22 protein-coding genes are annotated in these 23138 nt (G+C 53.9%); 10 read left to right on the forward strand and 12 right to left on the reverse strand.

Going from position 1 to position 23138, the window contains the following annotated elements; translation table 11 throughout:
* Nucleotides 1-10: 10 nt before the first annotated feature.
* Nucleotides 11-889 carry an oxygen-dependent coproporphyrinogen oxidase gene (gene hemF / locus HCZ99_RS00470; RefSeq protein ID WP_167445913.1) on the reverse strand — a complete coding sequence of 293 codons (879 nt, stop codon included), beginning with the start codon at nt 887-889 and terminating at the stop codon, nt 11-13.
* Between the two features lie 63 nt (nt 890-952).
* Nucleotides 953-1432: a tRNA (cytidine(34)-2'-O)-methyltransferase gene (locus tag HCZ99_RS00475; RefSeq protein ID WP_167444954.1), complete on the reverse strand. Its 480-nt coding sequence runs from the start codon at nt 1430-1432 to the stop codon at nt 953-955.
* A gap of 242 nt (nt 1433-1674) precedes the next feature.
* Here HCZ99_RS00475 and HCZ99_RS00480 point away from each other — a divergent pair, with 242 nt between their 5' ends.
* From HCZ99_RS00480 to HCZ99_RS00495, 4 genes are all read left to right on the forward strand, one after another.
* The gene (locus tag HCZ99_RS00480) at nt 1675-3012 is read left to right on the forward strand and encodes a hypothetical protein (RefSeq protein WP_167444955.1); all 1338 of its coding nucleotides are present in this window, start codon (nt 1675-1677) and stop codon (nt 3010-3012) included.
* Nucleotides 3013-3834: 822 nt separating this feature from the next.
* Nucleotides 3835-4386, forward strand: coding sequence for a ubiquinol-cytochrome c reductase iron-sulfur subunit (gene petA, locus HCZ99_RS00485; RefSeq protein WP_167444956.1), 552 nt, complete (start codon nt 3835-3837; stop codon nt 4384-4386).
* A 9-nt stretch (nt 4387-4395) separates the two neighbouring features.
* Nucleotides 4396-5667: a cytochrome bc complex cytochrome b subunit gene (locus tag HCZ99_RS00490; protein ID WP_368484233.1), complete on the forward strand. Its 1272-nt coding sequence runs from the start codon at nt 4396-4398 to the stop codon at nt 5665-5667.
* Nucleotides 5660-6436 (forward strand): cytochrome c1, encoded by a 777-nt coding sequence (locus HCZ99_RS00495; protein ID WP_167444958.1) that lies wholly within the window; start codon nt 5660-5662, stop codon nt 6434-6436. Before HCZ99_RS00490 ends, HCZ99_RS00495 begins: the two co-directional genes overlap by 8 nt.
* Before the next feature lie 101 nt (nt 6437-6537).
* On the opposite strand, the gene HCZ99_RS00500 is transcribed toward HCZ99_RS00495, so the two are convergent.
* The 6 genes from HCZ99_RS00500 to HCZ99_RS00525 all read right to left on the reverse strand — a co-directional run bounded on the left by HCZ99_RS00500 (nt 6538) and on the right by HCZ99_RS00525 (nt 13265).
* Entirely contained in the window at nt 6538-7977 is a 1440-nt protein-coding gene (locus tag HCZ99_RS00500; RefSeq protein ID WP_167444959.1) for an ABC transporter ATP-binding protein, read from the reverse strand.
* Entirely contained in the window at nt 7977-8831 is an 855-nt protein-coding gene (locus HCZ99_RS00505; RefSeq protein WP_217701446.1) for an ABC transporter permease, read from the reverse strand. Before HCZ99_RS00505 ends, HCZ99_RS00500 begins: the two co-directional genes overlap by 1 nt.
* Complete coding sequence (locus HCZ99_RS00510) at nt 8828-9784, reverse strand: ABC transporter permease (protein ID WP_167444960.1); 957 nt, start codon at nt 9782-9784, stop codon at nt 8828-8830. The genes HCZ99_RS00505 and HCZ99_RS00510 overlap by 4 nt, the downstream gene beginning before the upstream one ends.
* The gene (locus HCZ99_RS00515; RefSeq protein ID WP_167444961.1) at nt 9781-11328 is read right to left on the reverse strand and encodes an ABC transporter substrate-binding protein; all 1548 of its coding nucleotides are present in this window, start codon (nt 11326-11328) and stop codon (nt 9781-9783) included. The genes HCZ99_RS00510 and HCZ99_RS00515 overlap by 4 nt, the downstream gene beginning before the upstream one ends.
* 430 nt (nt 11329-11758) lie before the next feature.
* Nucleotides 11759-12340, reverse strand: a complete 582-nt coding sequence (locus HCZ99_RS00520) for a hypothetical protein (protein ID WP_167444962.1) — start codon at nt 12338-12340, stop codon at nt 11759-11761.
* 112 nt (nt 12341-12452) lie between these two features.
* Complete coding sequence (locus tag HCZ99_RS00525) at nt 12453-13265, reverse strand: methyltransferase domain-containing protein (protein WP_254869374.1); 813 nt, start codon at nt 13263-13265, stop codon at nt 12453-12455.
* 227 nt (nt 13266-13492) lie between these two features.
* Between HCZ99_RS00525 and gloB the strand changes: the two genes are divergently transcribed.
* The gene (gene gloB, locus HCZ99_RS00530; RefSeq protein ID WP_167444963.1) at nt 13493-14263 is read left to right on the forward strand and encodes a hydroxyacylglutathione hydrolase; all 771 of its coding nucleotides are present in this window, start codon (nt 13493-13495) and stop codon (nt 14261-14263) included.
* 95 nt (nt 14264-14358) lie between these two features.
* On the opposite strand, the gene HCZ99_RS00535 is transcribed toward gloB, so the two are convergent.
* Nucleotides 14359-15606 carry an ROK family transcriptional regulator gene (locus tag HCZ99_RS00535; protein WP_167444964.1) on the reverse strand — a complete coding sequence of 416 codons (1248 nt, stop codon included), beginning with the start codon at nt 15604-15606 and terminating at the stop codon, nt 14359-14361.
* A gap of 220 nt (nt 15607-15826) precedes the next feature.
* Between HCZ99_RS00535 and HCZ99_RS00540 the strand changes: the two genes are divergently transcribed.
* The 4 genes from HCZ99_RS00540 to HCZ99_RS00555 all read left to right on the forward strand — a co-directional run bounded on the left by HCZ99_RS00540 (nt 15827) and on the right by HCZ99_RS00555 (nt 19638).
* Complete coding sequence (locus HCZ99_RS00540) at nt 15827-16855, forward strand: sugar ABC transporter substrate-binding protein (RefSeq protein ID WP_167444965.1); 1029 nt, start codon at nt 15827-15829, stop codon at nt 16853-16855.
* Between the two features lie 189 nt (nt 16856-17044).
* A complete protein-coding gene (locus tag HCZ99_RS00545; protein ID WP_167444966.1) occupies nt 17045-18127 on the forward strand; it encodes an ABC transporter permease in 1083 nt (360 codons plus the stop codon).
* Nucleotides 18124-18912 carry an ATP-binding cassette domain-containing protein gene (locus tag HCZ99_RS00550; RefSeq protein WP_167444967.1) on the forward strand — a complete coding sequence of 263 codons (789 nt, stop codon included), beginning with the start codon at nt 18124-18126 and terminating at the stop codon, nt 18910-18912. Before HCZ99_RS00545 ends, HCZ99_RS00550 begins: the two co-directional genes overlap by 4 nt.
* 96 nt (nt 18913-19008) lie before the next feature.
* A complete protein-coding gene (locus tag HCZ99_RS00555; protein WP_167444968.1) occupies nt 19009-19638 on the forward strand; it encodes a nucleoside triphosphate hydrolase in 630 nt (209 codons plus the stop codon).
* A 34-nt stretch (nt 19639-19672) separates the two neighbouring features.
* Here HCZ99_RS00555 and HCZ99_RS00560 read toward each other — a convergent pair whose 3' ends face one another.
* Both HCZ99_RS00560 and HCZ99_RS00565 read right to left on the reverse strand, forming a co-directional pair.
* On the reverse strand, nt 19673-20473 hold the full coding sequence (locus HCZ99_RS00560; protein WP_167444969.1) for a class I SAM-dependent methyltransferase: 801 nt from the start codon (nt 20471-20473) through the stop codon (nt 19673-19675).
* Nucleotides 20474-20540: 67 nt separating this feature from the next.
* Nucleotides 20541-21443, reverse strand: a complete 903-nt coding sequence (locus HCZ99_RS00565) for a LysR family transcriptional regulator (protein ID WP_167444970.1) — start codon at nt 21441-21443, stop codon at nt 20541-20543.
* Between the two features lie 132 nt (nt 21444-21575).
* Here HCZ99_RS00565 and HCZ99_RS00570 point away from each other — a divergent pair, with 132 nt between their 5' ends.
* Nucleotides 21576-22169, forward strand: coding sequence for a cysteine hydrolase family protein (locus HCZ99_RS00570; RefSeq protein WP_167444971.1), 594 nt, complete (start codon nt 21576-21578; stop codon nt 22167-22169).
* Between the two features lie 88 nt (nt 22170-22257).
* Here the strand turns inward: HCZ99_RS00570 and phbB are convergent, their stop codons facing one another.
* On the reverse strand, nt 22258-22980 hold the full coding sequence (gene phbB / locus HCZ99_RS00575; protein WP_167444972.1) for an acetoacetyl-CoA reductase: 723 nt from the start codon (nt 22978-22980) through the stop codon (nt 22258-22260).
* Nucleotides 22981-23138 lie beyond the last annotated feature (158 nt).

Raw genomic sequence — 23138 nt, forward strand, 5'->3', positions numbered from 1 at the left:
TCTGGCTGTTTTACGGCCAGTTGGCTTCGGGGGGCAGGGACATCAGGATGGCTTCGGTGTTGCCGCCGGTCATCAGGCCAAAGCGTGTGCCACGGTCATGGAGCAGGTTAAATTCGACGTAGCGGCCGCGTTTGATCAATTGCGCGCGGCGGTCGTCATCGGTCCATGGTTTGTTGTAATGGCGTTTGACCAGTTCGGGATAGATATCGCGAAAGGCGCGGCCGACATCCTGCGTGAAGGCAAAATCGGCATCCCAATCGGCATCAAGATAATCATAGAAAATCCCGCCCACACCGCGCGCCTCATTACGATGGGGCAGCCAGAAATATTCATCGCACCACTTTTTAAAGCGGTCGTAATAATCATCCCCATGGGCATCACAGGCGGCCTTGAACGCGCCATGGAAATCATTGGTGTCGGCATCATCGGGGAAAACCGGGGTTAAATCCGCACCGCCGCCAAACCATGCCTTGGTCGTGACGATGTGGCGGGTATTCATATGAACTGCCGGGACATGCGGGGAGCATGGATGTGCGACCAGCGAGATGCCCGCCGCCCAGAAATTGGGATTTTCAGCCGCACCGGGGATTTCGGCCCGGAACTTTTCGGAAAATTCGCCGTGCACGGTGGAGATATTGACCCCGACCTTTTCAAACACGCGGCCCTTCATCACCGACATTTCGCCGCCGCCCTCGTTAGGGCCGCGTTCCCAAACGGTGCGGTCAAATCGACCCGCCGGACGGTCGGACAATGGGCCGCTATAGCTGTCTTCGAGGGCCTCGAACGCGGCACAGATATCGTCGCGCAACTGACGGAACCAGTTTTGGGCGGTTTGTTTGCGCTGCGCGATGAGGGCTTCGTCGGCCGTGTGATCGGCATTGGCCTTCATCGCCTGTTTGGCAGCGGTTTTTGCATCCGTCATTGCGTTACTCATTCCATTTATTCGTTCGGTTCAGGTGTTCGGCGCGGCGGCGGGAAAGCCGTTTGTTTGTCTGAGCGCCTCGCCCAGTGTCATCGCGGTGGCCATTGCGACATTCAAGGAGCGCATTTCCGGCTGCATCGGGATGATCACGCGGGCATCAACATAGTCATGTACTTGGTCAGGCACGCCTTTGCTTTCCGAGCCCAGCATTAATATATCGTCGGCGCGAAATTCAAAGTCGCAATAAGGTTCAGCGCCCTTGGTGGTCAGCAAAACCAACCGGCCCGGCACCGTTTCATTTTCGCGCGCCGCGACGAAATCGCGCCAGTCGGCGTGACGTATATAATGTGCCTTTTCCATATAATCCATGCCCGCCCGTTTTAGCGCGCCCGAGGTCAGCAAAAAACCGCACGGTTCGATAATATCGACCGGCAAGCCAAAGCATGCCGCCATGCGCAGGATCGTGCCGGTATTTTGCGGAATGTCAGGTTCGAATAAACAGATTCTCATGAGGTATACCAAGCTCTCGTCAGCTTTTATTTGGACGCACATCTATCATGTCGCAGGCCAACCCAAAAGGGCCTGTTTGGTGTACCTCTTTGCAAACAATTAGCCGTCATGCATTGCAAACTTACTTACTCAGCAAAGCCGAACGCAAAAAACCTAAAACAGAAAAAGGTTATTTATATTATTCTAATTCAACCTATGGTGATACAATGCTGAGAGTGAAAACCATATAGGTGAGATAGAAAATGGTAAGTTTTAAATTTAGTTTCGATAAAATAAGGGACTTAAACTGTCTTTCGTTATGCGGGGTTATCCTCTTCCTACTTGTCAGCCATTGTCCGTCATCCTTGCGCGCTGACGACAAGAAAGTTTGGATTGCGTGTGCAAGTCAGGGACAAACATGCAATCTTCAATCGAATAATTCTCCGGCAAGCTTTGCCGTGATGCGCATCGGCGGGGAAGGCAAGTACCACTTCATCGCCGCCAGCGGCGTGAGTGAAATACCATGCAGTATTGATGTTGTCGGTGATGCAAATTTCGGAAAACCAAAAGAATGTGCATATACCGAGCAGGATATTTTCGGTCTGAGTAAAATTGAAGAATCTGCGTGGGGAGGTCCATGCGCACATGAGGGTAGGTCTTGCACTAATGAATCGACTACTCATATTTCTTGGATGCGATACGGAAGACCCGCTCAAGGCACTACACCCGCCAAATGGGTTTACGTCCCGATCGGACCACACACAACTGTTAAATGTTCAAATGAATTTGTCGGCGTTGACCCAGCATACGGACATAACGAAAAGTCATGCTGGATGCTTAACGAACCAATTGGCTTCGCTAAAGATGCATCGCCAACAAAATGCGCAAACGAAGGCAAAGATTGCGATTTCACCGACTCTGCGTTGCGTGCAGTTCAGATTCGCCCCGTCAACGTTGAGCCTGTAACCAATGCCAGAACAGTTCTTGTCAGCAGCCCAGAGCTTAAATGCGGCATTCAAAGCTTCAAGCTAGATCCATCCCCAGGAACAGTTAAGCAATGCTATACTCAGCCTTTGCAAATCAAGGTAACCAATCTGGTTGGATCTTGGAAATTGATCGCAACACAACAATGCCCCGGAGGACGATCGAATTGCACTATAAGCAGGTCTATTGGAGTAGGAACCACAAGATCGCAAGGAAGTACAAACACACAACAAGAAAGCCTAAGTATTGAACGAGCGGTCGAAGCGGGATTTTCTATAAAAGGAGCAAGCGGCAAGGTTTCATCTACAATCGCGGCGACTTGGCTTCACAGCAGCACCTATAGCGTCGACCTCCAGGAGAGTCTGCAAGAAATAACAAAAACCGACTGCGACATAGATCTCACAACCGCTCCAAGAAACACCACGAATCTGGTATCCTATTTTCAATTTAGGACATCGCAGGACATATCTTGCGTTAGCAAGGGCACTTGCAGTCAAACTACCAATACGATTGACACTATTTGCGGCTTAAACCTGCCGCCAAATACCGTTCCTCAATGTTTACCTGGGTATTTCGACAAAACCGATAGCACGTTACAGACGTGCGTATATAAATAAACGCTTAATTCCTCCGCGCAGGAATCTGATTTGGATCCCCCCGACCAGCGGGGGATCCAAAGACATTTAAGCGGTAAACAGCTTTAACCCCGGGATCAAAGGGACCATGACCACAGTGCCTTTTGACTCATAGCGCATCTGAGCGGTCTGGAGCATAACCGATCTGGGCGATGTGGGCGATCTGTTGGGCCACATCATCGGCAGGTCTGAGAATAGAATCGGGAACGTGATCGATCACTGCATCCAAGGTGATACTGCAGGTAATTTAAGGCCCGATGGACCAAACCCGCCAAATGGTCACCAAGCGACGTCTAAATTTTATGATTTCTTTGGAAAATTGATAATTTTTTCGGGTGGTCTTTGGGGGGTGTTTGCAGCGTTCTTTGCCCCCTGCCCGATGCCGGTTTGAAACCGCGAAATTGACGCCGTTTGGCGTGTTTAGAATCGCTTTAACATGCCGGACAAAACCACCGCCTGAGTCATAAAATTACACAAAAACGCCCGTGTTAGACTTTTTTGGCATTATATTAATGAAAATTGCATCCTCTTGGTTGAAAATGGCGGATTAAGCCGCAAATCCGCGTGGCTTTACCCATTTGTGCAGTGCGAAACCGGATGATTTTGTTGAATGCAAACAATTTGCAACTCCAAGTTCTCCTTAACAAACGTGTTTTTTGTTAGTATACGAAGCTCGAAACAGGCCTAAAGGCTTTTGGGGATAGGATTGTTTGATTTTCATCAAGGGAAAGCAAACATGAATCCCGTAAGTCTGGCTTTTGGCATCCCGCATGCCTGTTTTGGGGGCAGAAAGAGGAAGACATTATGTCGCAATCGGTCCAGTCATCCGGCGAGCATCAGCCGGACGAGAACCGCAGGGATTTCCTGACCTTGGCGACCACTGCAGTCGGCGTTGTTGGCGCTGGTTGTGCGTTGTTGCCGTTCGTGGACAGCATGAACCCGTCCAAAGACGTTCTGGCGCTGGCGTCTGTCGAGGTGAATATCTCGAACATTCCCGTCGGTCAGGCGATTAAAGTCATGTGGCGTGGCAAGCCCGTCTTTATCCGACATCGTACAGAACGCGAAATCACTGAAGCCGAAGAGGTTTCATTGAATGAGCTTGTCGATCCGCAAACCGATGCGTCGCGTGTCGAGAAGAAAGAGTGGCTGATTGTTGTTGGCGTTTGCACCCATTTGGGTTGCATCCCAATGGGAACGGCCACCGGTGAACCGCGCGGCGATTACGATGGCTGGTACTGCCCATGCCATGGGTCGCACTATGATTCGTCTGGTCGCATCCGTAAGGGTCCTGCGCCGGCAAACCTTGTTGTGCCGGAATACACGTTCGTTTCCGACACCACGGTTAAGATCGGCTAAGGAGCAGATATAATGAGTGCACCCGTTTGGAATAACAAAGTGGTGAAATGGGTTGATGACCGCCTGCCGGTTTTCTCCATGCTGCACCACTCCGCATATGAATATCCGACCCCGAAAAACCTGTCTTACATGTGGAACTTCGGTTCTTTGGCCGGGTTTGTTCTGGTGACGATGATTTTGTCAGGGATCTTCCTGGCAATGAATTACACCCCGCATGCCGATATGGCGTTCTGGTCGGTTGAGCGCATCATGCGCGATGTCAACTATGGCTGGTTGATCCGCTATATCCATATGAACGGCGCATCGATGTTCTTCATCTGCGTTTACATTCATATTTTCCGGGGACTTTATTACGGATCATACAAAGCACCGCGCGAAATGCTGTGGTGGATTGGTATTTTGATCCTGCTTGCGATGATGGCGACGGCCTTTATGGGTTACGTTCTGCCATGGGGCCAGATGTCCTTCTGGGGGGCGACGGTTATTACCAACCTGTTCACCGCTTTCCCGGTCGTTGGTGAGTCAATTGTTCAGTTGCTTTGGGGCGGCTTCTCTGTCGCAAACCCGACCCTGAACCGGTTCTTCTCGCTGCATTATCTGATGCCGTTTGTCATTCTGGGCCTTGTTGTCCTGCATGTCTGGGCATTGCATACCGTGCGTTCGAACAACCCGACCGGCGTTGAGATCAAAACCCCGCAGGATGCGATTGCATTCCACCCGTATTACACGATCAAAGATCTGTTCGGGATGGGTGTGTTCTTGATCTTCTTCCTGTTCTTTGTGTTCTTTGCACCGGACTTCTTTGGCGAGCCAGATAACTATATTCCGGCGAACCCGCTGGTGACCCCGCCGCACATTGTGCCCGAATGGTACTTCTTGCCGTTCTATGCCATTTTGCGGTCGATCGATTTCAGCGTGTTTGGCGTTCCGGCAAAACTGCTTGGTGTCTTGGCGATGTTTGCCTCGATCATCATTCTGTTTGTTATCCCGTGGCTTGATACCTCGAAAGTACGCAGCTCAAAATACCGTCCTGTTTACAAGTGGTTCTTCCTGATCCTGTTCATTGACTGCTTTATCCTTGGATATTGCGGCAAGAAGGCCCCGGATGATTACTTCATGGGCATTGAAGGGCTTAAGGTGATTACGGTTGGCCAGTTGGCAACGCTGTATTACTTCGCGCACTTCCTTGTTGTCATGCCGCTTGTCGGCAAACTGGAACGGCCTAAACCGCTGCCAGCAAGTATCAGCCAATCTGTTCTCAAGGAGGGAGCTAATGCGTAAATTCGCACTGACCGCAATTGCAGCTGCCTTCGCGCTAACAGCCTTTACCGGCGGTGCTGCCAAGGCTGCCGGGGAAGGTCCGGTTCCTGAGGCACAGGAATGGAGCTGGCACGGGTTGTTTGGCACATATGATCGTGCCCAGCTTCAGCGTGGCTTCCAGGTCTATAAAAACATCTGTGCTGGTTGTCATAGCCTTCGTTTCATTGCGTTCCGTAATCTGGAAGGCATTGGCTTTAACGAAGACCAGATCAAGGCGATCGCGGCGGAATACGATATTGAAGACGGCCCGAACGATGATGGTGACATGTTCACCCGTCCGGGGATTGCGTCGGATTATTTCCCGTCACCGTTCCCGAACTCCAAGGCAGCAGCCGCATCGAACGGTGGGGCCATTCCGCCCGACCTTTCGTTGATGGCCAAAGCCCGGATGCATGGACCGGACTATATCGTCGCCCTTATGACCGGCTATGAGGAAGAAGCACCTGAGGGCTTCGACCTTGCAGATGGCAAGTATTACAACCACTACTTCCCGGGACATCAGATTTCCATGGCACCGCCGCTTTATGACGAAGCGGTCGAGTATACCGATGGGACCCCGATGACCCTGGAGCAACACGCACATGACGTTGCGGCGTTCCTGAACTGGACGGCACAGCCCGAACTTGAAGCCCGTAAATCTTTGGGGTGGAAAGTGATGCTGTTCCTGATCGTTCTGACCGTGATGCTGTATGCGGTGAAACGTAAAATCTGGCGCGACGTCGAACATTAAGTTCGGTTTCGTCACACAGAAAATGAAACAGGCCACCGAATTTCGGTGGCCTGTTTTTTTAGATCACTATCGCAAAAGCATGTTTGGATGAGAGGCGCTGGTTACGCCGCCTTGGCCGCCAAACTGCTGTGATCACCATCCGAAATGCGGATAATGTGATCGGCAATATGTTCGGCCAAATCCGGATCATGGGTGACCAAAAGCAACGCAAGCCCGCGATCGCGAACCTGCGCACACAAAAGATCAATGACACGCTTTTGACTAACCGGATCAAGGCGCGAGGTTGCCTCGTCCGCAAAGAGCATCACCGGATCAAGCAGCAACGACCGGGCAATGGCAAAGCGTTGTAATTCGCCGCCGGAAATCGCATCTGGCCGACGCGCCAGAAGACCCCGATCAAGCCCCAATTGATCGAGCATCGCGTTGATGCGCGCCCCATCAATGTTGTGCAATTTGCGAAGATCGGCAAAAGCACGTCCCAGTGTTTGCCCGGCGATAAACGCCGATGGCGGGTCTTGATAGATCTTTTGATATTTCATCGCGGGCAAATCATCGCCCCATGAAACATGCCCGGCATCCGGTTTGATGAGCTTAAGCAGGATATTTCCAAGGGTGCTTTTGCCACTGCCGCTTGGACCAAGGATGATCGTGACTTGGCCCTTGGCGATTGCGACATCGACATCTGAAAACAGGGTATTGCGGCCAAACGATTTGCCAATGCTGTCGGCGGCAACAACGATGTCATCCGACTTTTTGGCGCGTGCTGGCGTGCGGACCGGCCAGTTGGCGGGCAAAGCCGCCACCAGTTCGCGACTATAGTCATGCGAAGGATTGCGCAGCACCTGATCGGCCGTGCCAAGTTCAAGCAAACGCCCCTTGCGCATCACCCCGACTGTCCCCCCGACCTTTTCGGCCAGTTCCAAGTCATGCGTAATCACCATCAAAGTCCGCCCCGCCGCGACTTCGCCACGCAAGAGATCGGCAACCACATCACATAAGGCACGGTCGAGCCCCTTGGTCGGTTCATCTGCCAGCATGATCGGACTTTGCGCGGCATGGGCCATGGCAATCGACACCCGCTGGGCCATGCCGCCCGACAATTCAAACGGATAGGCATCAAACGACCCGGCCAATCCAACAGAGGCAAGTTCGTCTGCCGCCATTTGATTGGCTTGTTTGCGGCCGATCCCCCGCAGATCGGTGTAAAGTTCGGCAACCTGCGCACCCACCCGCATGGTGGGATCAAGCGACAGCCACGGTTCTTGGGGCAACAGGGCAAATTTACGCCCCCAAAGTTCGCGCCGTTGTTGCGGACTGAGGGGCAGAATGTCTGTGCCATCGAGCAGGATTTTCCCGTCGCACGACAGACTGTCTGGCAAGCTTCCCATGATGGCGTGCATCACAAGACTTTTGCCCGATCCGGTTTCGCCGATCAGGCAGATCGGGTTGGATGGACCACAGACCAGCGACACATCCGAGACCAAAACGGTATCATCGGCCGTGCGCACCGTCAGATTTTCGATACGAAGCTCATATGTCATCAGCTTTTCCTTCCGGCCATTAATTGCAGCCCCAGAACGAGAAGAAAGATCCCAATCGCAGGCATCAATATCTGCAAGGGGGCCTCGCTGTAATAGGGGACCAATTCAACAATCATTGCGCCGAGTTCCGGGGTTGGCGGACGCAAACCCACATGGATGGCACTAAGTGTGCTGACCGCAATGATTGCCGAGCCCATCGCAAAGGCAAACAGCGTTGCCATCGGGCCGGTCAAAGCCGGCACAATGATGCGTGTAAAAACATATAGCCGACTAAATCCAAGAAGACGGGTCGCCTCGACCGAGGGCGATGTGATGACACGCGCGGTTTCAATGCGGGCCACGCGGAAAAACTCGACCCACAGATACAGCGCCAAGCCGAGATAAAGCGGGCCAAATTCCCCCGGTGCAAAGGCCAGCAACAAAAGAACCAGCAGCAATCCGGGAAGGGCCAGAATAATGTCGGACAGGGCAACAAGGCCCCGTTCGACCATCCCGCCCCGGGCCGCGGCAATCACGCCAAGCAAAATACCCGGTACTGCCGCACTGATTGCCGTGACAAATGCCATCGCAAAGGACAACTGAGCCCCATGCGCAAGGCGCGACACCATGGATCGGCCAAAATGATCCGTGCCGAGCAGATATCCATCAACACCCGGGCCAACCAAGACGGCATTATAATTTTGGTGCAGCGGATCGGTGGAAATGAAGACAGGCCCCAAAACCGCAAACAGCAGCAAGCACACTAAAATAAATGCGCCGGTGATGCGCGCCGGTGTCCAAAAGACAGACCGCGATCCATCCATCATGTCCGCCGCCACATCGGTTGGAAGATTTGCGAACGATTTGGTTTTCATGACGGCATCCTCCGCAAACGGGGATCAAGCCGCAGGCAAGCAAGATCGATCAGACTGTTTAACAAAACAAACAGTCCGCCCATCGCAAGTGCGGTGCCCTGAACCATCGGCACATCACGGGCGATCACCGCATGTACAAGCGCATGGCCAATCCCCGGAAAGGCAAAGATCGATTCAACAACGACCACGCCTTCGACCAGATAGACCATCTGCAAACCGAGATATGTGACAACCGGCAAGGACGCATTTCGCAAGCCATGACGACGCACCACGGTTGGATCGGAAAGCCCCTTGTAGCGGGCATGGGTGAAATACGGCGCCTGGGAGACCTGTGCCATGGCGTCACGCATCACGCGCGATGACATGGCCGCCAGCCCCAACGCCAAGGTCACGGACGGCAGGACCAGATTCTGCCAACCGCCAAATCCGGCGGTCGGGAACCAGCGCAGCGTCACGCCAAAAATCACCATGAACAGAACCGCCAGAACAAATGGCGGCACGGCGCGAAAGGCGATTGAAAGAACCAAGGTAACGCGGTCAAAAACCGATCCGGGGAAAAGCCCGGCAATCGCACCAATGGTTGGTCCAATGATCAACGCGAGGACAAAGGCAATCGCAGCCAGCCACAATGTATAGCCAAGCTGTAGCGCGATTTCATCGACGACCGGCGCACCCGACACAAGCGAATGGCCAAGATCAAACCGTAAAAGATCGCCCATCCAACTGGCGAAACGTACCAGCAACGGCCGATCAAGCCCCAGTTCCACGCGCACCATGTCAGAAAGGGCGTTGTCCATCATATCGGGCCCATACCGCCCAGCCGCAATCCGCAAGGCCGGATCACCGGGCAGGAAATACATCAGCGCGAAGCTGAGTGTTCCGACAATCAAAACGACTGCTACAAGCTGTAGCAGTCGCGTGAGGAGAAGTCCCTGTAGAGACCGTGTCGTCATGGTGCCCACCGCATATCTGCCAGATGGTAATTCTGCTCATACGGGTCGACATAGACATTTTCGAGCTTTGCGGTCGATGCGACGGCAAGTTCGCTCCAGACGACGGGAATAGTTGGCAGATCATTTTGCAAGATCGCAGCCAGCTTTTCCTGAATCGCAACGCGTGCAATCGGGTCCGCCGTGCTTTTCAGATCGGCAACCAGATCGAACGCCTCGGTGTTGGACCAATTCATTGACCCCCAATCGGCACCGCCGGGGCCATAATCGGCAATCACGGTCGCGGCGGGATCCGGCACCTGCGAGAAACTGCGGGTTAACAACGCCAGATCAAGGGTCCCGTCAGCGTGGCCTGCGGGGATTTCGGTGTAACTGCCGACCGAAATGTTCACCGCAATCCCGACATCGCGAAGCTGCGATTGAAGTGCGGTTGCGAGCAACGGCAAATCAGGGCGGCTTGCATAGGTGCGCAGCGTAACTTCGAACCGTTTCCCATCGTTTTCCAAGACGCCATCGGCCCCCGGTTTCCAACCAGCATCGGCCAACAATTTGCGCGCCGCATCCGGGTTATATTCCAGCGGTGCAATCTCATCCGTGCTCCAGCCCGGGATTGATGGCGGGAACAACTTGGTTGCGGCAAGATCGCGGTTGCGCATGACGACCGCCGATAGGGCTTCGCGGTTAATCGCCATACTGAGCGCTTTGCGTTCGGTGACCTCGTCAAAGAACGGCTTTGCCAGATTGAGCTTAAGCATCCGCGTGCGCGGTACTGTGGCGATGGTGACGTTGACATCGGGGTTGTTTTTAAGCTGGGTCACCGAAACGGGCAGCAGCGAAATCGCAAGATCGGCATCCCCGCTTTGGACCATCATGGTTCTGGTTTCGCCGCGCCCAATCGCCAGATAATTGATCTTTTCAATATGGGCATGACCATTCCACCACTGATCAAATGCAGAAAGCTCAACATGGAGGGGCGGCGTTACTGTATCGACCTTATAGGCACCTGTGCCAATGATGCTGGTGACTTCACCATTTTCATCAAATGAAGACGGGGCCAGAATGACCGTGCTGTAATGAGACAGAAAAGCCGGCAGCATGGCAAAGGGGGACGACAGTGTGACGACAACGCCATTGTCCGTCGCAGCAATCTTGGTGATGGGCGCCTGATGGAGCACGCCGGGGCGCTCAAACGCGCGTTGCAGATCATCAGCAACAATTTGCGGTGTCATGGGTGTGCCGTCATGAAATACGACATCATCACGCAGGGTAAAGTGCCAGATCAGCCCGTCATTTTCCGTGCGACTTTCACTGGCCAGCATGGGGACAAGTTTCCGGTCACGGTTAATCGTGAACAGCGTTTCCACAACTTGGGTCCGGCTAAAAATATAGCCCGATTTGGCAGGATCAAGACCGGCAATTTCATTGGGGCTTGTAACGTCAAGGACATCATCATTGGATGCTGCGATTGCGGACGGGACAAAAGGTCCGACCGCGCTGGCGGTTAAAAAGCCGGCAGCGGCAAGTATCTGCGCAAGCGAGGCTCGCATAATTGATCGTCTCCATAATACGATTTGATATGATATAACATAACACTTCAAAGCGGTTCGGAGTTGAAAAGTCAATCTATTTTGCGAGTGAATTGCAAAAACCGTTTCGGTAAAAACTGTGTCGCGCACCACATCGAACATTCCGTTCAATTGCGACGCACGGAAAATGAAACAGGCCACCGAATTTCGGCAGCCTGTTTTTTTTGGGTATGTCGCGTGTCCGTGCCTTACGCACGCTTTCGGCGTCTTGCGCCGTGAACGATGATGGATCAGCCTGATTAGACCTTTGGCCAGGCTGCATATTTTTCCCACACTTTAGAGACCATCCTTAAGCGGGGGAAAAAACAACCGATTATCCAAGCCCGAAACCCGGTGATTGCCGTTCAAGAGAAGCTTGGGCATTTGGGCACAACGTCCCCTGCCGGTGGTTTTAGAAGGGGACATCGATCCCTTCAAACGGGTCCTCGCCGAATTTCTGCGCATACATCTGTGCAAAGACCTTCATATAGGCAAATTCATTTTCAGTCGGTTCGGGCTTCTCGGGCGCTTCGTAAGGGAGTCCAAACATTTCCGCATGCAATTCGCCGGATGTCGGACGATCGTCCGGGTCATAGGTAATGGCCTCAAAACTGGCACCAAAGCTTTCTTTAAGCATATCCCCGACCTGTTTGTTCACAAAGTCGTTGCGGGCGTCGCCATAGACGCCTTTTTCATCAGCCATGGCGTTCGCTTTAGCATAGGCAACACGGCACGGCCCACCAGGAATCCCGCTTGAGGTAAAGCCAGTATTGACACCGATGGTCCCGACCAGCTTACCGTTCAATCGGAAAGCGGTATGGATCGGCTGGGCGTTCTGCCATTCGATTTGGCTCATCTCGTCTTGTTCAAGCTTCTGGCGCAGAAAGTCCTTTTGCCTTGCCAACATGTCGTTAGCAACTTTGTCCGTCTTGTTGTTATGAACAGATCCCACACTGTCCTTTGACAGGGAATTTTTCAGCACATAGTCCATCATCTCGCCCCCGATATGTCATTAAAGCTGCAATTCCAGCTCGCAACTTACGTGCCAGTTGTATTTTGCAAGAACAGAAATGATGAGGGAAACCACGATTACAGGCACTCTTGCCTTAAGGGGTATCGCTTTGGTGGGCTGTATCCGGGGCGTGCTTTGCGTTTGGCTTTTGAAGTTCTTCGCGATGTTGGTGATTGCCATCGGCGGGGCGCATGGGCGGGACCGCAACCGGCATGTGGACTAGGCGGCGTTTGCGCGATGGGGTGCCGGTGCTGGCATAGAGTTGTTTGCCCGCTTCGACGATGGACACCCCTGCAAAGGCCTTAAACAAGCGTGATCCGATATTTTCAAACACCTGCGACCAGCGCAGCAAGAAGCGGCGATGCGTTGGCGGCATGAACAGCGCGCGGCTGTGTTGGACCGGCAAAAACATGTTTTCGCGCATCAGGTTTTGCAATTGCGAGACACTGTGGGGATGGCCAAAGCCAAAGGGGGTGTTTTCCGACCAGCTCCAAAGGGAGCTTCGGTTTGGGGTGACCACCACAATCCGTCCATTAGGGGTGAGAACCCGCCAGCATTCACGCATCAAACGGCGCATGGAATCGGAATGTTCGACCAGATGCACCACCAAAATGCGATCGACCGAGCTATCGGGCAGTGGCAGCATGGTTTCTTCGGTCAGGGCCACACGGTTGGCTTCGCCGGCGGGCCAATGCACACAGCCCTGTTGGGCGGGCATAAAGGACATCACGCGCTCGGCTTCGCCAATGAACGGGCGCAAATAGGGTGTCGCATAGCCAAAGCCCAGCACGCGCAAGCCGCGCACATCCGACCACATCAGACGCAAACGCCGACGGATCAGACGCCGGGCGGCCTGGCCTAGCGTACTGGCATAAAAACGGTGAAGATCAACGACATCCTGACGCATGATTAACCCTAAGGTTCCTTCGCATCTACATAAGTTAGTGGCTGTTTAGATATTTGCCACAGCGGAACCGAACAGGACCCTAGCACCCAATGAGGGGTTGCGGAAATATCTTTGAAACGCGCACGAACATAGAATGTCAGAAAGTTTGCCGGTTGGGTGATTGTTTCAAGACAGGTGATGCTGATAATGTGGGGCACATCACATCATCATTTTATTGAGGTCCCCTTATGGCTGCGGGCGAAGTTATCGTTATTCCGTGTCTTTCAGACAATTACACCTATCTGGTGCGCTGCCACCGCAGCGAGATGACCGCGATCATTGATCCGGGCGAAGCCGCCCCGGTGATTGCCGCGTTGAAAGAGCGTGAATGGCAGCTTGATCTTGTCATCAACACCCACCACCACAATGACCACATTGCGGGCAATGGCGAGCTGATTGAAAAATACGGCGCGAAATTGTTGGGCCCGACGGCAGAAAAAGACCGCATTCCCAACATGGATGAAACCGTTGCCGAGGGTGATCAGGTTTTGGTCGGCGAGCTGCAAGGCCGCGTGTTTGACGTACCGGGCCATACATCGGGACATATCGCGTTTTATTTCCCGGCAATCACCGCACTGTTTTCGGGCGATAGCCTGTTTGCGCTGGGCTGCGGCCGGTTGTTTGAAGGTACGCCGGAACAGATGTGGCAGTCCTTGCAAAAATTCCGCAATCTTCCTGACAGCACGCAGGTCTATTGCGGGCATGAATATACCCAGGCAAACGCCAAATTTGCCAAAACGATCGAGCCCGATAACCCGATCCTTGCGGCACGCTGTCAGGATATTGACGGGTTGCGCGCCCGCAACATCCCGACCATCCCATCGCGCATTGATGTCGAACTGGCAACCAACCCGTTCTTGCGCGCCGATCAGCCATCGGTCGCGGCCGCACTGGGTATGGAGGGGTCGACCCCGACCGAGATTTTTACGGAAATCCGCAAGCGCAAAGATAATTTCTGATCTGATGGCGTTGGGCGGCGAACAGCTTTCGATGCGGGCAGTTTTGGTTGCTCGCATCGTCCTTTTCACATCGCCCTATTCAGATCTTGCTTGGCCTATTGCATCTGCTTAAACAGCACGTTCTGATCAAGCAGATAGCGCGAGAATAAAGGAAGGCTTGCCGCACCGATGGCGCGTGCGGCACCGCCGACCTGGCCTTGTTCGATGCGCGGGCGCGCGATGCCCTGTAGATCAAGGTCGGATATAGCCCCCCGGGTGGCATCGACAATGCGCGCGCAGATATCGCGCGGAAATGCGCCGTCGACAATCACCGTTTCAAAATCAATCACCGAGCAGACCGAGGTAATGGCAATCGCCAAACTGCGTGCGGTGTGATTGATCCAGATATCCAGCGTATCGCCAAGTTGCCCCCACGCGGCTGGATCGCGCCACAGCATGGCCGGATCACGGCCATCGCGGGTTAGCATTTCTTCAAGCACGAAAATTGATGCCTGATCGATCAGCTGGCTGGGATGACCGGTGCGCGATGAAACCGGCATGGAGCCAAACGCCCCGGCATTGCCCGTTCGCCCGGCATAAAGTGCTTGGTTCAGAACGACCCCGCCGCCAATGAACGAGCCAATAAAGAAATAGGCAAAATCGGAATAGTTCGGGCCAAGGCCAAACACCAGTTCAGCGCCACACGCCGCCGTCGCGTCGTTTTGTTGAAACACCGGAAACGGCACGATGGCCCCGATGGTGTCGATCAGATCGACTTCGCGCCAGGCATTAAGATCATCAATCGGCGCACCGACTTCTTCGCCCCAATTCCAAAGTTCGAACGGGGCGGCAATCCCGATGCCAGCGATTCGGGCCTGCTGGGCGGCCGTGAGGCTTGCGGTGATTTGATCAACCGAGTTGCGGACAAATTGGCGGATACTGTCGGGGGTGGGATAGCGATAAGCTTGGGTCAGGGTGCCGCGAACGTTGCCGACAAAATCAAGCAGGATCAGTTCTGCACTGCGTCGTCCGATCTTAAGACCAAAGGAATAAACCCCATCGGGATTAAGGGCCATGGGGACTTTGGGTTTGCCGACTTTGCCGCGCACAGGATCGCCACGCATCAAAAGCCCGTCTTTTTCAAGGCCGCGCATAATCACCGAAACGGTTTGCGCCGACAGCCCCGAAAGCCTTGCAATTTCGGCCTTTGACAGGCCCGCATTGCGGCGCACCAGCGATAAAACCAGCCGTTCGTTATAGGCGCGCACACGCAATTGATTGGCACCCCCGCCCGGATGCAGCGGGCGCGTTGCGGGGTCATCGGCCCCGGTTTGATCAGGGTTTTGTGTTGGTGACACTGTCATGCGTTCCTCCCCGAGCTTTGATGCCCGATTGGACAAAAGAGTGACAGGATTAATTAATAAATCAATCGGATTTATTAATTGACAGCGTCCGATATTTCGTGTGTCGTATGGAAATACAGGTTGAAGACCCTACATCATAAAGCGCGTTACAATCTGTTTGGAAAACAAACACAGATGGCATCAACAGCCAGTCATTCAGGGAATTTCCTGGGAGGAAATGATGAAGAAAGCACTTCTTGGCGCAACCCTTGGTGCGCTTGCACTAAGCTTTGTCGCTGGCCCGACCACCGCAAAGGCAGATGAAATTGGCGCCTGCCTGATTACCAAAACCGATATCAACCCGTTCTTTGTGAAAATGAAAGAAGGGGCATCCGCCGCCGCCGTTGCGCAAAACGTCAATCTGTCAACGTATGCCGGTAAAATTGATGGCGATCACGAAACACAGGTTCAGGCGATTGAAACCTGCATCGCATCGGGTGCCAAAGGCATTTTGATCACCGCATCCGATACCAAGGCGATTGTGCCAGCGGTGAAAAAGGCGCGCGATGCCGGGATTTTAGTGATTGCCCTTGATACCCCGCTTGAACCGATTGATTCCGCCGATGCCACCTTTGCCACCGATAACTTTAAGGCCGGTGAACTGATCGGCCAATGGGCGGCAGCCAAACTGGGCGACAAGGCATCGGACGCCAAGATCGCGTTGCTTGACCTGACGCCAAGTGCACCATCGGTCGATGTTTTGCGCGATCAGGGCTTTTTGAAAGGGTTCGGGATCGACATCAAGGACGCCAACAAAATTGGTGACGAGGATGACGACCGGATCGTTGGCCATGACGTGACAAACGGCAACGAAGAAGGTGGCCGCGAGGCGATGGAAAACCTGATGCAGCGCGATCCGGGCATCAATGTGGTTTACACCATCAATGAACCCGCCGCCGCCGGTGCATATGAGGCGCTGAAAGCCTTTGGCATGGAAGAAGGCGTTCTGATCGTTTCGGTTGATGGCGGGTGCCCCGGTGTTGCCAACGTCAAGGATGGCGTGATTGGTGCAACGTCGCAGCAATACCCGACCGATATGGCCTATAAGGGGATCGAGGCGATCCGCACATGGGTCGATACCGGTGAAAAACCCCAAAATACCGAAGGGCTTAACTTCTTTGATACGGGTGTAAACCTTGTCACCGATCAGCCGGTTGACGGTGTGCCATCGATTTCGGTCGAAGAAGGCATGAACCGTTGCTGGGGCTAAGCCGCGCCAAATGAAACGGGGGGCGGATATGAGTTTATCCGCCCTACCCCGCGTATTTTATATTTCAGGTCACACTTGGTCACACCCCGATATCAAGCCGGTAATAAAACCGGAACGGGGCCAGTCATTCATCCACGCGCAGCCAATGTGACGTGTTGATCTTGACGATGACCAAGCCGGGAGGAAGAGATGAGCGAAACCACGCCGACGTCTCGCAAGAAACAGGATTTCGAGCATTCGCTTGATGCCAGCGACAAGAATGTCGCGCAGTTTGACCATAAAAGCCGAAACATCTTTGCCACCATACAGCACTTTTTGCATGGCAATCCGACCATGGTGCCGGTGATTGTTCTGGTGTGCTCGATCGTGATTTTCGGTCTGGTGGCCGGGCCTAAATTTTTCTCGCCGTTTAACCTTTCGCTGATTTTGCAGCAGGTGGCGGTGATTGGCATTTTGGCCGCCGCACAGAGCCTTGTGATCCTGACGGCGGGGATTGATCTTTCGGTTGGGGCGATCATGGTTTTGATGTCCGTGATCATGGGCCAACTTGCCATTACGCTTGGCCTTCCGGCACCGCTTGCGATTTTTATCGGGTTTGTCGGCGGGATTGGTGCTGGGTTGCTGAACGGTTTTTTGGTCACGCGCATTAAATTGCCGCCCTTTATCGTGACCCTTGGCACGTGGAATATCTTTTTTGCGTTGAACCTTTGGCTTTCGGGGGCGCAATCGATCCGCAGCCAGACCCTGGATGAACTTGCCCCGCTTTTGAAATTCTTTGGCGAGAGCCTTGCGATTGGCAGTGCGCGGGTGACCTATGGGTCCATCCTGATGTTGGTGGTGTTTGCCGTGCTTTGGTACATCCTGAACCACACCAGTTGGGGGCGGCACGTTTACGCCATTGGCGATGACAAGGAAGCCGCCGAACTGTCGGGCATTCGCACCAACCGCACGCTTATTATGGTGTATGGGCTGGCGGGGCTTGTGTGTGGCATTGCCGCATGGGCATCAATCGGGCGGGTTGGATCGGTATCACCGCAAAGTTTCCAAGAAGCCAATTTGCAATCAATTACCGCGGTTGTGATTGGGGGCATATCGCTGTTTGGCGGGCGTGGATCGATCATTGGTCCGTTGATCGGGGCCTTGATTGTTGGCGTGTTTAATTCCGGTTTGCGATTGGCGGGGGTCGATGTGCTGTGGCAGGTCTTTGCCATTGGCTGGCTGACCATCATCGCGGTTGCAATCGACCAATGGATCAGAAAGGTGTCAGCATGAGTACCCATCAAACACCTGTTCTTAAGGCGCGTGGCATTGTCAAACGCTATGGCCGGGTTACCGCCCTTGATCACGCGGATTTTGATCTTTATCCCGGCGAAATTTTGGCCGTGATCGGCGATAATGGTGCGGGGAAATCATCGTTGATTAAGGCCCTTTCGGGGGCGATCACGGTTGATGAAGGCACGATTGAGCTTGATGGCAAGCCCATTCATTTTTCATCGCCAATGGATGCCCGCGAAGCCGGGATCGAGACGGTGTATCAGAACCTTGCCCTGTCGCCTGCCCTTTCGATTGCCGACAATATGTTTATGGGTCGGGAGCTTCGAAAGCCTAGCATTATGGGCAAGTATTTCGGCGCCCTTGACCACAAAGGCATGCAACGCATTGCACGTGAAAAGCTGACCGAGCTTGGCCTGATGACGATCCAAAACATCAATCAGGCGGTTGAAACCCTTTCGGGGGGGCAGCGCCAAGGGGTCGCCGTGGCAAGGGCAGCAGCATTTGGATCGCGCGTGGTGATCATGGATGAACCGACCGCCGCCCTTGGGGTCAAGGAAAGCCGACGTGTTCTTGAACTGATTGCCGATGTTCGGGCACGCGGGATGCCGATTGTGCTTATTTCGCACAATATGCCGCATGTGTTTGAAGTTGCGGACCGAATTCATGTGCATCGGTTGGGAAAACGGCTTTGCACCATCAAGCCGGATGATTACAGTATGTCCGATGCCGTTGCCTTTATGACCGGGGCGGCGGAACCACCGAATGTCGACAGCGCGACCTAACCGCGTCATTGCTGTTGGCGTCTTTCCATGGCGTGCTTACCCTTGCCAGCGCGACAAGCATCGCGGGCTTAGCTTGAATGAATGTTGATTGAATAAATGACCCTTGATTTGGATGGACTGACCGCCCGCATTCGTGCGGCGCATACCGATGACGCGCGTCTTATCGTTGCCATTGCCGGTGCGCCCGCATCGGGCAAAACAACCTTGGCCGAAAAACTTCATCAGCATCTTGGCGGGGATGCGGCCGGCGTTGCGGTTGTGCCGATGGACGGATTTCATTTTGACGATGCGATCTTGTCCGAACGCGGGGTTTTGAACCGCAAAGGCGCGCCCCATACGTTTGACGCGGGGGGCCTGAAACGGATTTTAGAAGCCATCAAGGAAGACGCCAACGAGGACGTTTATGTGCCGGTGTTTGACCGTGGCCTTGAACTTTCGCGCGGGTCGGCACGCTGCATATCGCCCAGCCACCGGATTATCCTGGTCGAAGGCAATTACTTGCTGCTGAACCAAGAACCGTGGGATCAACTGGCAAAGTTGTTTGATCTGTCGATTTACCTTGAGGTGCCCGAAGAAACATTGCGCGCCCGGTTGCTGGATCGTTGGCGGAGCTTTGGCTTTAACGAGGCCGATGCCCTGCAAAAGGCGCAGGGCAATGACCTTCCGAATGCGCAAACGGTCGTGATGTTGACCAAGAAAGCCGACATCACGATTTCAGACGCCTAGCCGCCGCCGGTAGGACCGCCCGCGTGTTTTGCGATCAGGGTTTTGTCAGAACCATTTCAAAACACATGGGCACCTGCGCATCACGGTCTTCGTAGATATCAAAGTCGACTTCGCGGTTGGAATGGGGATATTCGGTCAGGCGTTCCAACCGCAGGCCAGCCTGTATCGCGGCGGTGACGATGTCGCCCATGGTATGGGAAAACCACCAAGATACGGGTGCTTTGCCGGGCGAGGATCCGTCATAGGTGATTGGCTCTTCGCTGGCATAGGGGGTTTTGGCGAAATAGGAATGTTTCGGTGTGAACGGATCAGCGGCATCTGGATCGAACATTTCAAGCACGGGGTGGGTTTCATAGATTGCCAATGTCGCCCCCGTGGTCAGAAGCCCCGCCACCGCCTGAAAGAACAGTTTGAGATCCGGCATCCAGTTCAGCACGCCGATTGTAATCACGCCAACATCAAAATCGGCATCGATGTCGGACGGCAAGTTATAGATGTCTGAACACAGAAACTGACACTCCAGACTCGCCGCATTTTTAAGCATTTCGGCCTGGGCTAGGAACGCATCGGACTGATCGATCCCCAGAACCGATGTTGCGCCCATTTTTGCCAGCGACAATGCTTCGCGGCCATTGTTACATCCGACCTGCACCGCCTTTTTGCCCCGCACACCAATGGCATCAAGGGTTGCGCCAAACGTTTCGTCAAAGACGCCGTGGTCATGATCGCGCAGCTTGGCAACGATATCATCGATATTTAAAGTTGCCTGATGGTACGTCGCCGAGGCATTCCATGCTGCTTTGTTATCGGCGGTAAATTTAGAATTTTCAGTCATCACATCCCCACGCATCATCAAGATCAGCACAACTATTACGGTTCATTCCATCGCCGTCATCAGAATTTTATGATGATGTCCGTTTGGAAATTGCCACACCGTCCACCATGATACCGCGCAACCAGTCAGCAACGGCGCGGACCTGTGGCAGGTGTCTTTTATCCTGATGAGTCAAAAGCCAGACTTCGCGGCCCACAGGTTCATAGCCGGGCAGTTTGCGCAACCAGTCAAGCGCATCGCCAAGGCAGACAGGCAGCAACGCACAACAGGCAACATTGCGCATCATTGACACCATAAGGGAGCTTCGGTTGCCCGTGCCAATCACCGTGCGATCCGGAAAGGTTTCGCTCAGCCAGCGTTGTTCAGGTTTGTCGGCAAAGAATTCATCAAGATCAATCCACGGCAAGGTGGTCGGATCAAAAGCATGATCCAACGCATCGATGCCGCGGTCCATCGGATGGCAGTACACCCCGTATTCCAGATAGCCAAGGCGGCGAATATGAAACGCGCCACTTTCGGGCCGGGCAAGACGCAGGGCCAGATCGGTTTCACGTTGCGGCAGGCTTAGATTGCGGTTCGCCCCCATCAGTTCAAGCGAAATGCGCGGATGTTTTGCATGCAAGGATGCCAGATGTGGCGCAACACACTGTTCCAAGATCGCATCGACCCCGGTGATCCGAACAGCACCAGAGACCTGATCTCCAGATGTATCTGGTGCGGATTGATCCAGAAGGCCCGCGACGGTTGTTTGCATGCTTTGCGCTGTTTCAAGCAGCGGTCGCGCACTTGCAGTGGCGCGCAGAACACCGCCATCGCGGTGCAGGATGGCATAGCCCAGCCATTCTTCCAGCCGGGCAAGGCGGCGGGCCACCGTGGTTTGGTTAACACCAAGTTCGCGTGCGGCGGCACTCATATTACCGGCTTTGCAGACATGGGCGAAGGTGCGCAATCCTTCCCAATCAAGTGACATTGTCGTGCCTTTCTGTGGTCCCGGCGTCCCTCTGCATTTTTGCAGAGGTTAGCCGAATTATTACGGCTGGAAAATGCAAATTTGCAGGCGCAATCTGTGGGCATCGGTTCACAACAAAATAAGGAGCGAACAATGACAGCCAAGACCATCTTTGACATCGCCGGTGCGAAGCTTCCGACCGGAACGCCAGAGGACGCAGCACTTATTGTGATTGATGCACAGGAAGAATATCGGTCGGGCAGCTTGCAATTGGTGGGGCTTGATGCCGCCCTTGGCAACATTCAAAAGTTGCTGGCCCATTGGCGGGCGAAAGGCGGCAAAGTGATCAACATCCAGCATCACGCCAAAGGCCTTTTTGATCCATCAACCCCCTATGCCGCCATCGTTGACGAGGTTAAGCCGGGCGGCGATGAGCCGGTTCTGACCAAGGCCGTGCCGAATTCGTTTGGGGGCACGAACCTTGACGAGTTGCTGAAGGAAGCGGGCATCAAGCATGTGGTCCTGAGCGGCTTTATGACCCATGTCTGCGTTTCAACCACCGCACGGTTTGCCAATGAAATCGGCTATGACGTGTCTGTGGTATCGGACGCCACCGCAACCCGTGACCTGCCAGATGCGACCACCGGCGATGTCATCCCCGCCGCCGAGCTACATCGGGCGGAATTGGCGATCCTGTCTGACACCTTTGCCAAGATTGTCACGACGGACGATGTGCTTAAGGCGTAAGTGCCCAGCATCATCGGTTCCCACCCAAAAGAAACGCCCCGCAGAATGCTGCGGGGCGTTTTCGTATTTGCCAGTTTATATTGGCTGATCAGCACATGTGCTGGCCGCCATTGATCGACAGGCATGATCCGGTGATGAAGCCGGAATTTGGGCCGCAAAGATAAAGGACTGCTTGTGCGATTTCATCGGCCTCGCCCAATCGACCGACCGGGATTTTGGCGATGATGCTTTCAAGGACCTTTTCAGGAACAGCCGCCACCATGTCGGTATTGATATAGCCCGGCGCGATGGTGTTGACCGTAATGCCCTTGCGCGCGGTTTCCTGTGCCAGGGCCTTGGTAAAGCCGTGCACACCGGCCTTGGCGGCGGAATAGTTGGCCTGCCCCATCTGACCGGCCTGCCCGTTGATCGAGGAGATATTGACCACCCGGCCAAAGCCGCGCGCACGCATGCCTTCAAGCGCTGGTTTGGTCATATAAAATAGCGAACTGAGATTGGTTTCAATCACCGCATTCCATGCATCGACATCCATTTTATGCATGAAGCCATCGCGGGTGATGCCAGCGTTGTTGACCAGAATATCGATCGGGCCAACTTCTTCTTCGATTTTCGCGATGCCATTGGCACAGGCATCTGCGTCTGCGACACTCCATTTAAAGGCCGGAATGCCGGTTTCATCGGTAAAGGCGCGTGCGGCGTCATCGTTGCCGCCATAGTTTGCAACGACGTTAAAGCCCGCCTTTTTGAGCGCCAAGCTGATGGATTTACCAATGCCGCGTGTCCCACCGGACACCAAAGCTGTCTTCGTCATGATCGCCTCCCTTTAATTCGTTTATCAAAACCCTGATTGAATTGATTTCCGTCATTTGCCCTTCTACGACATGCGAAAAATTAACCCATAGGTAGATTTATAGACCTTATTTTGCCCTCCTTCCATGATGCATATCAGTTTAAAACGTGATCTTTGGT

It is taken from the genome of Thalassospira lucentensis, from assembly GCF_011806425.1.
Lineage (GTDB): Bacteria > Pseudomonadota > Alphaproteobacteria > Rhodospirillales > Thalassospiraceae > Thalassospira > Thalassospira lucentensis_B.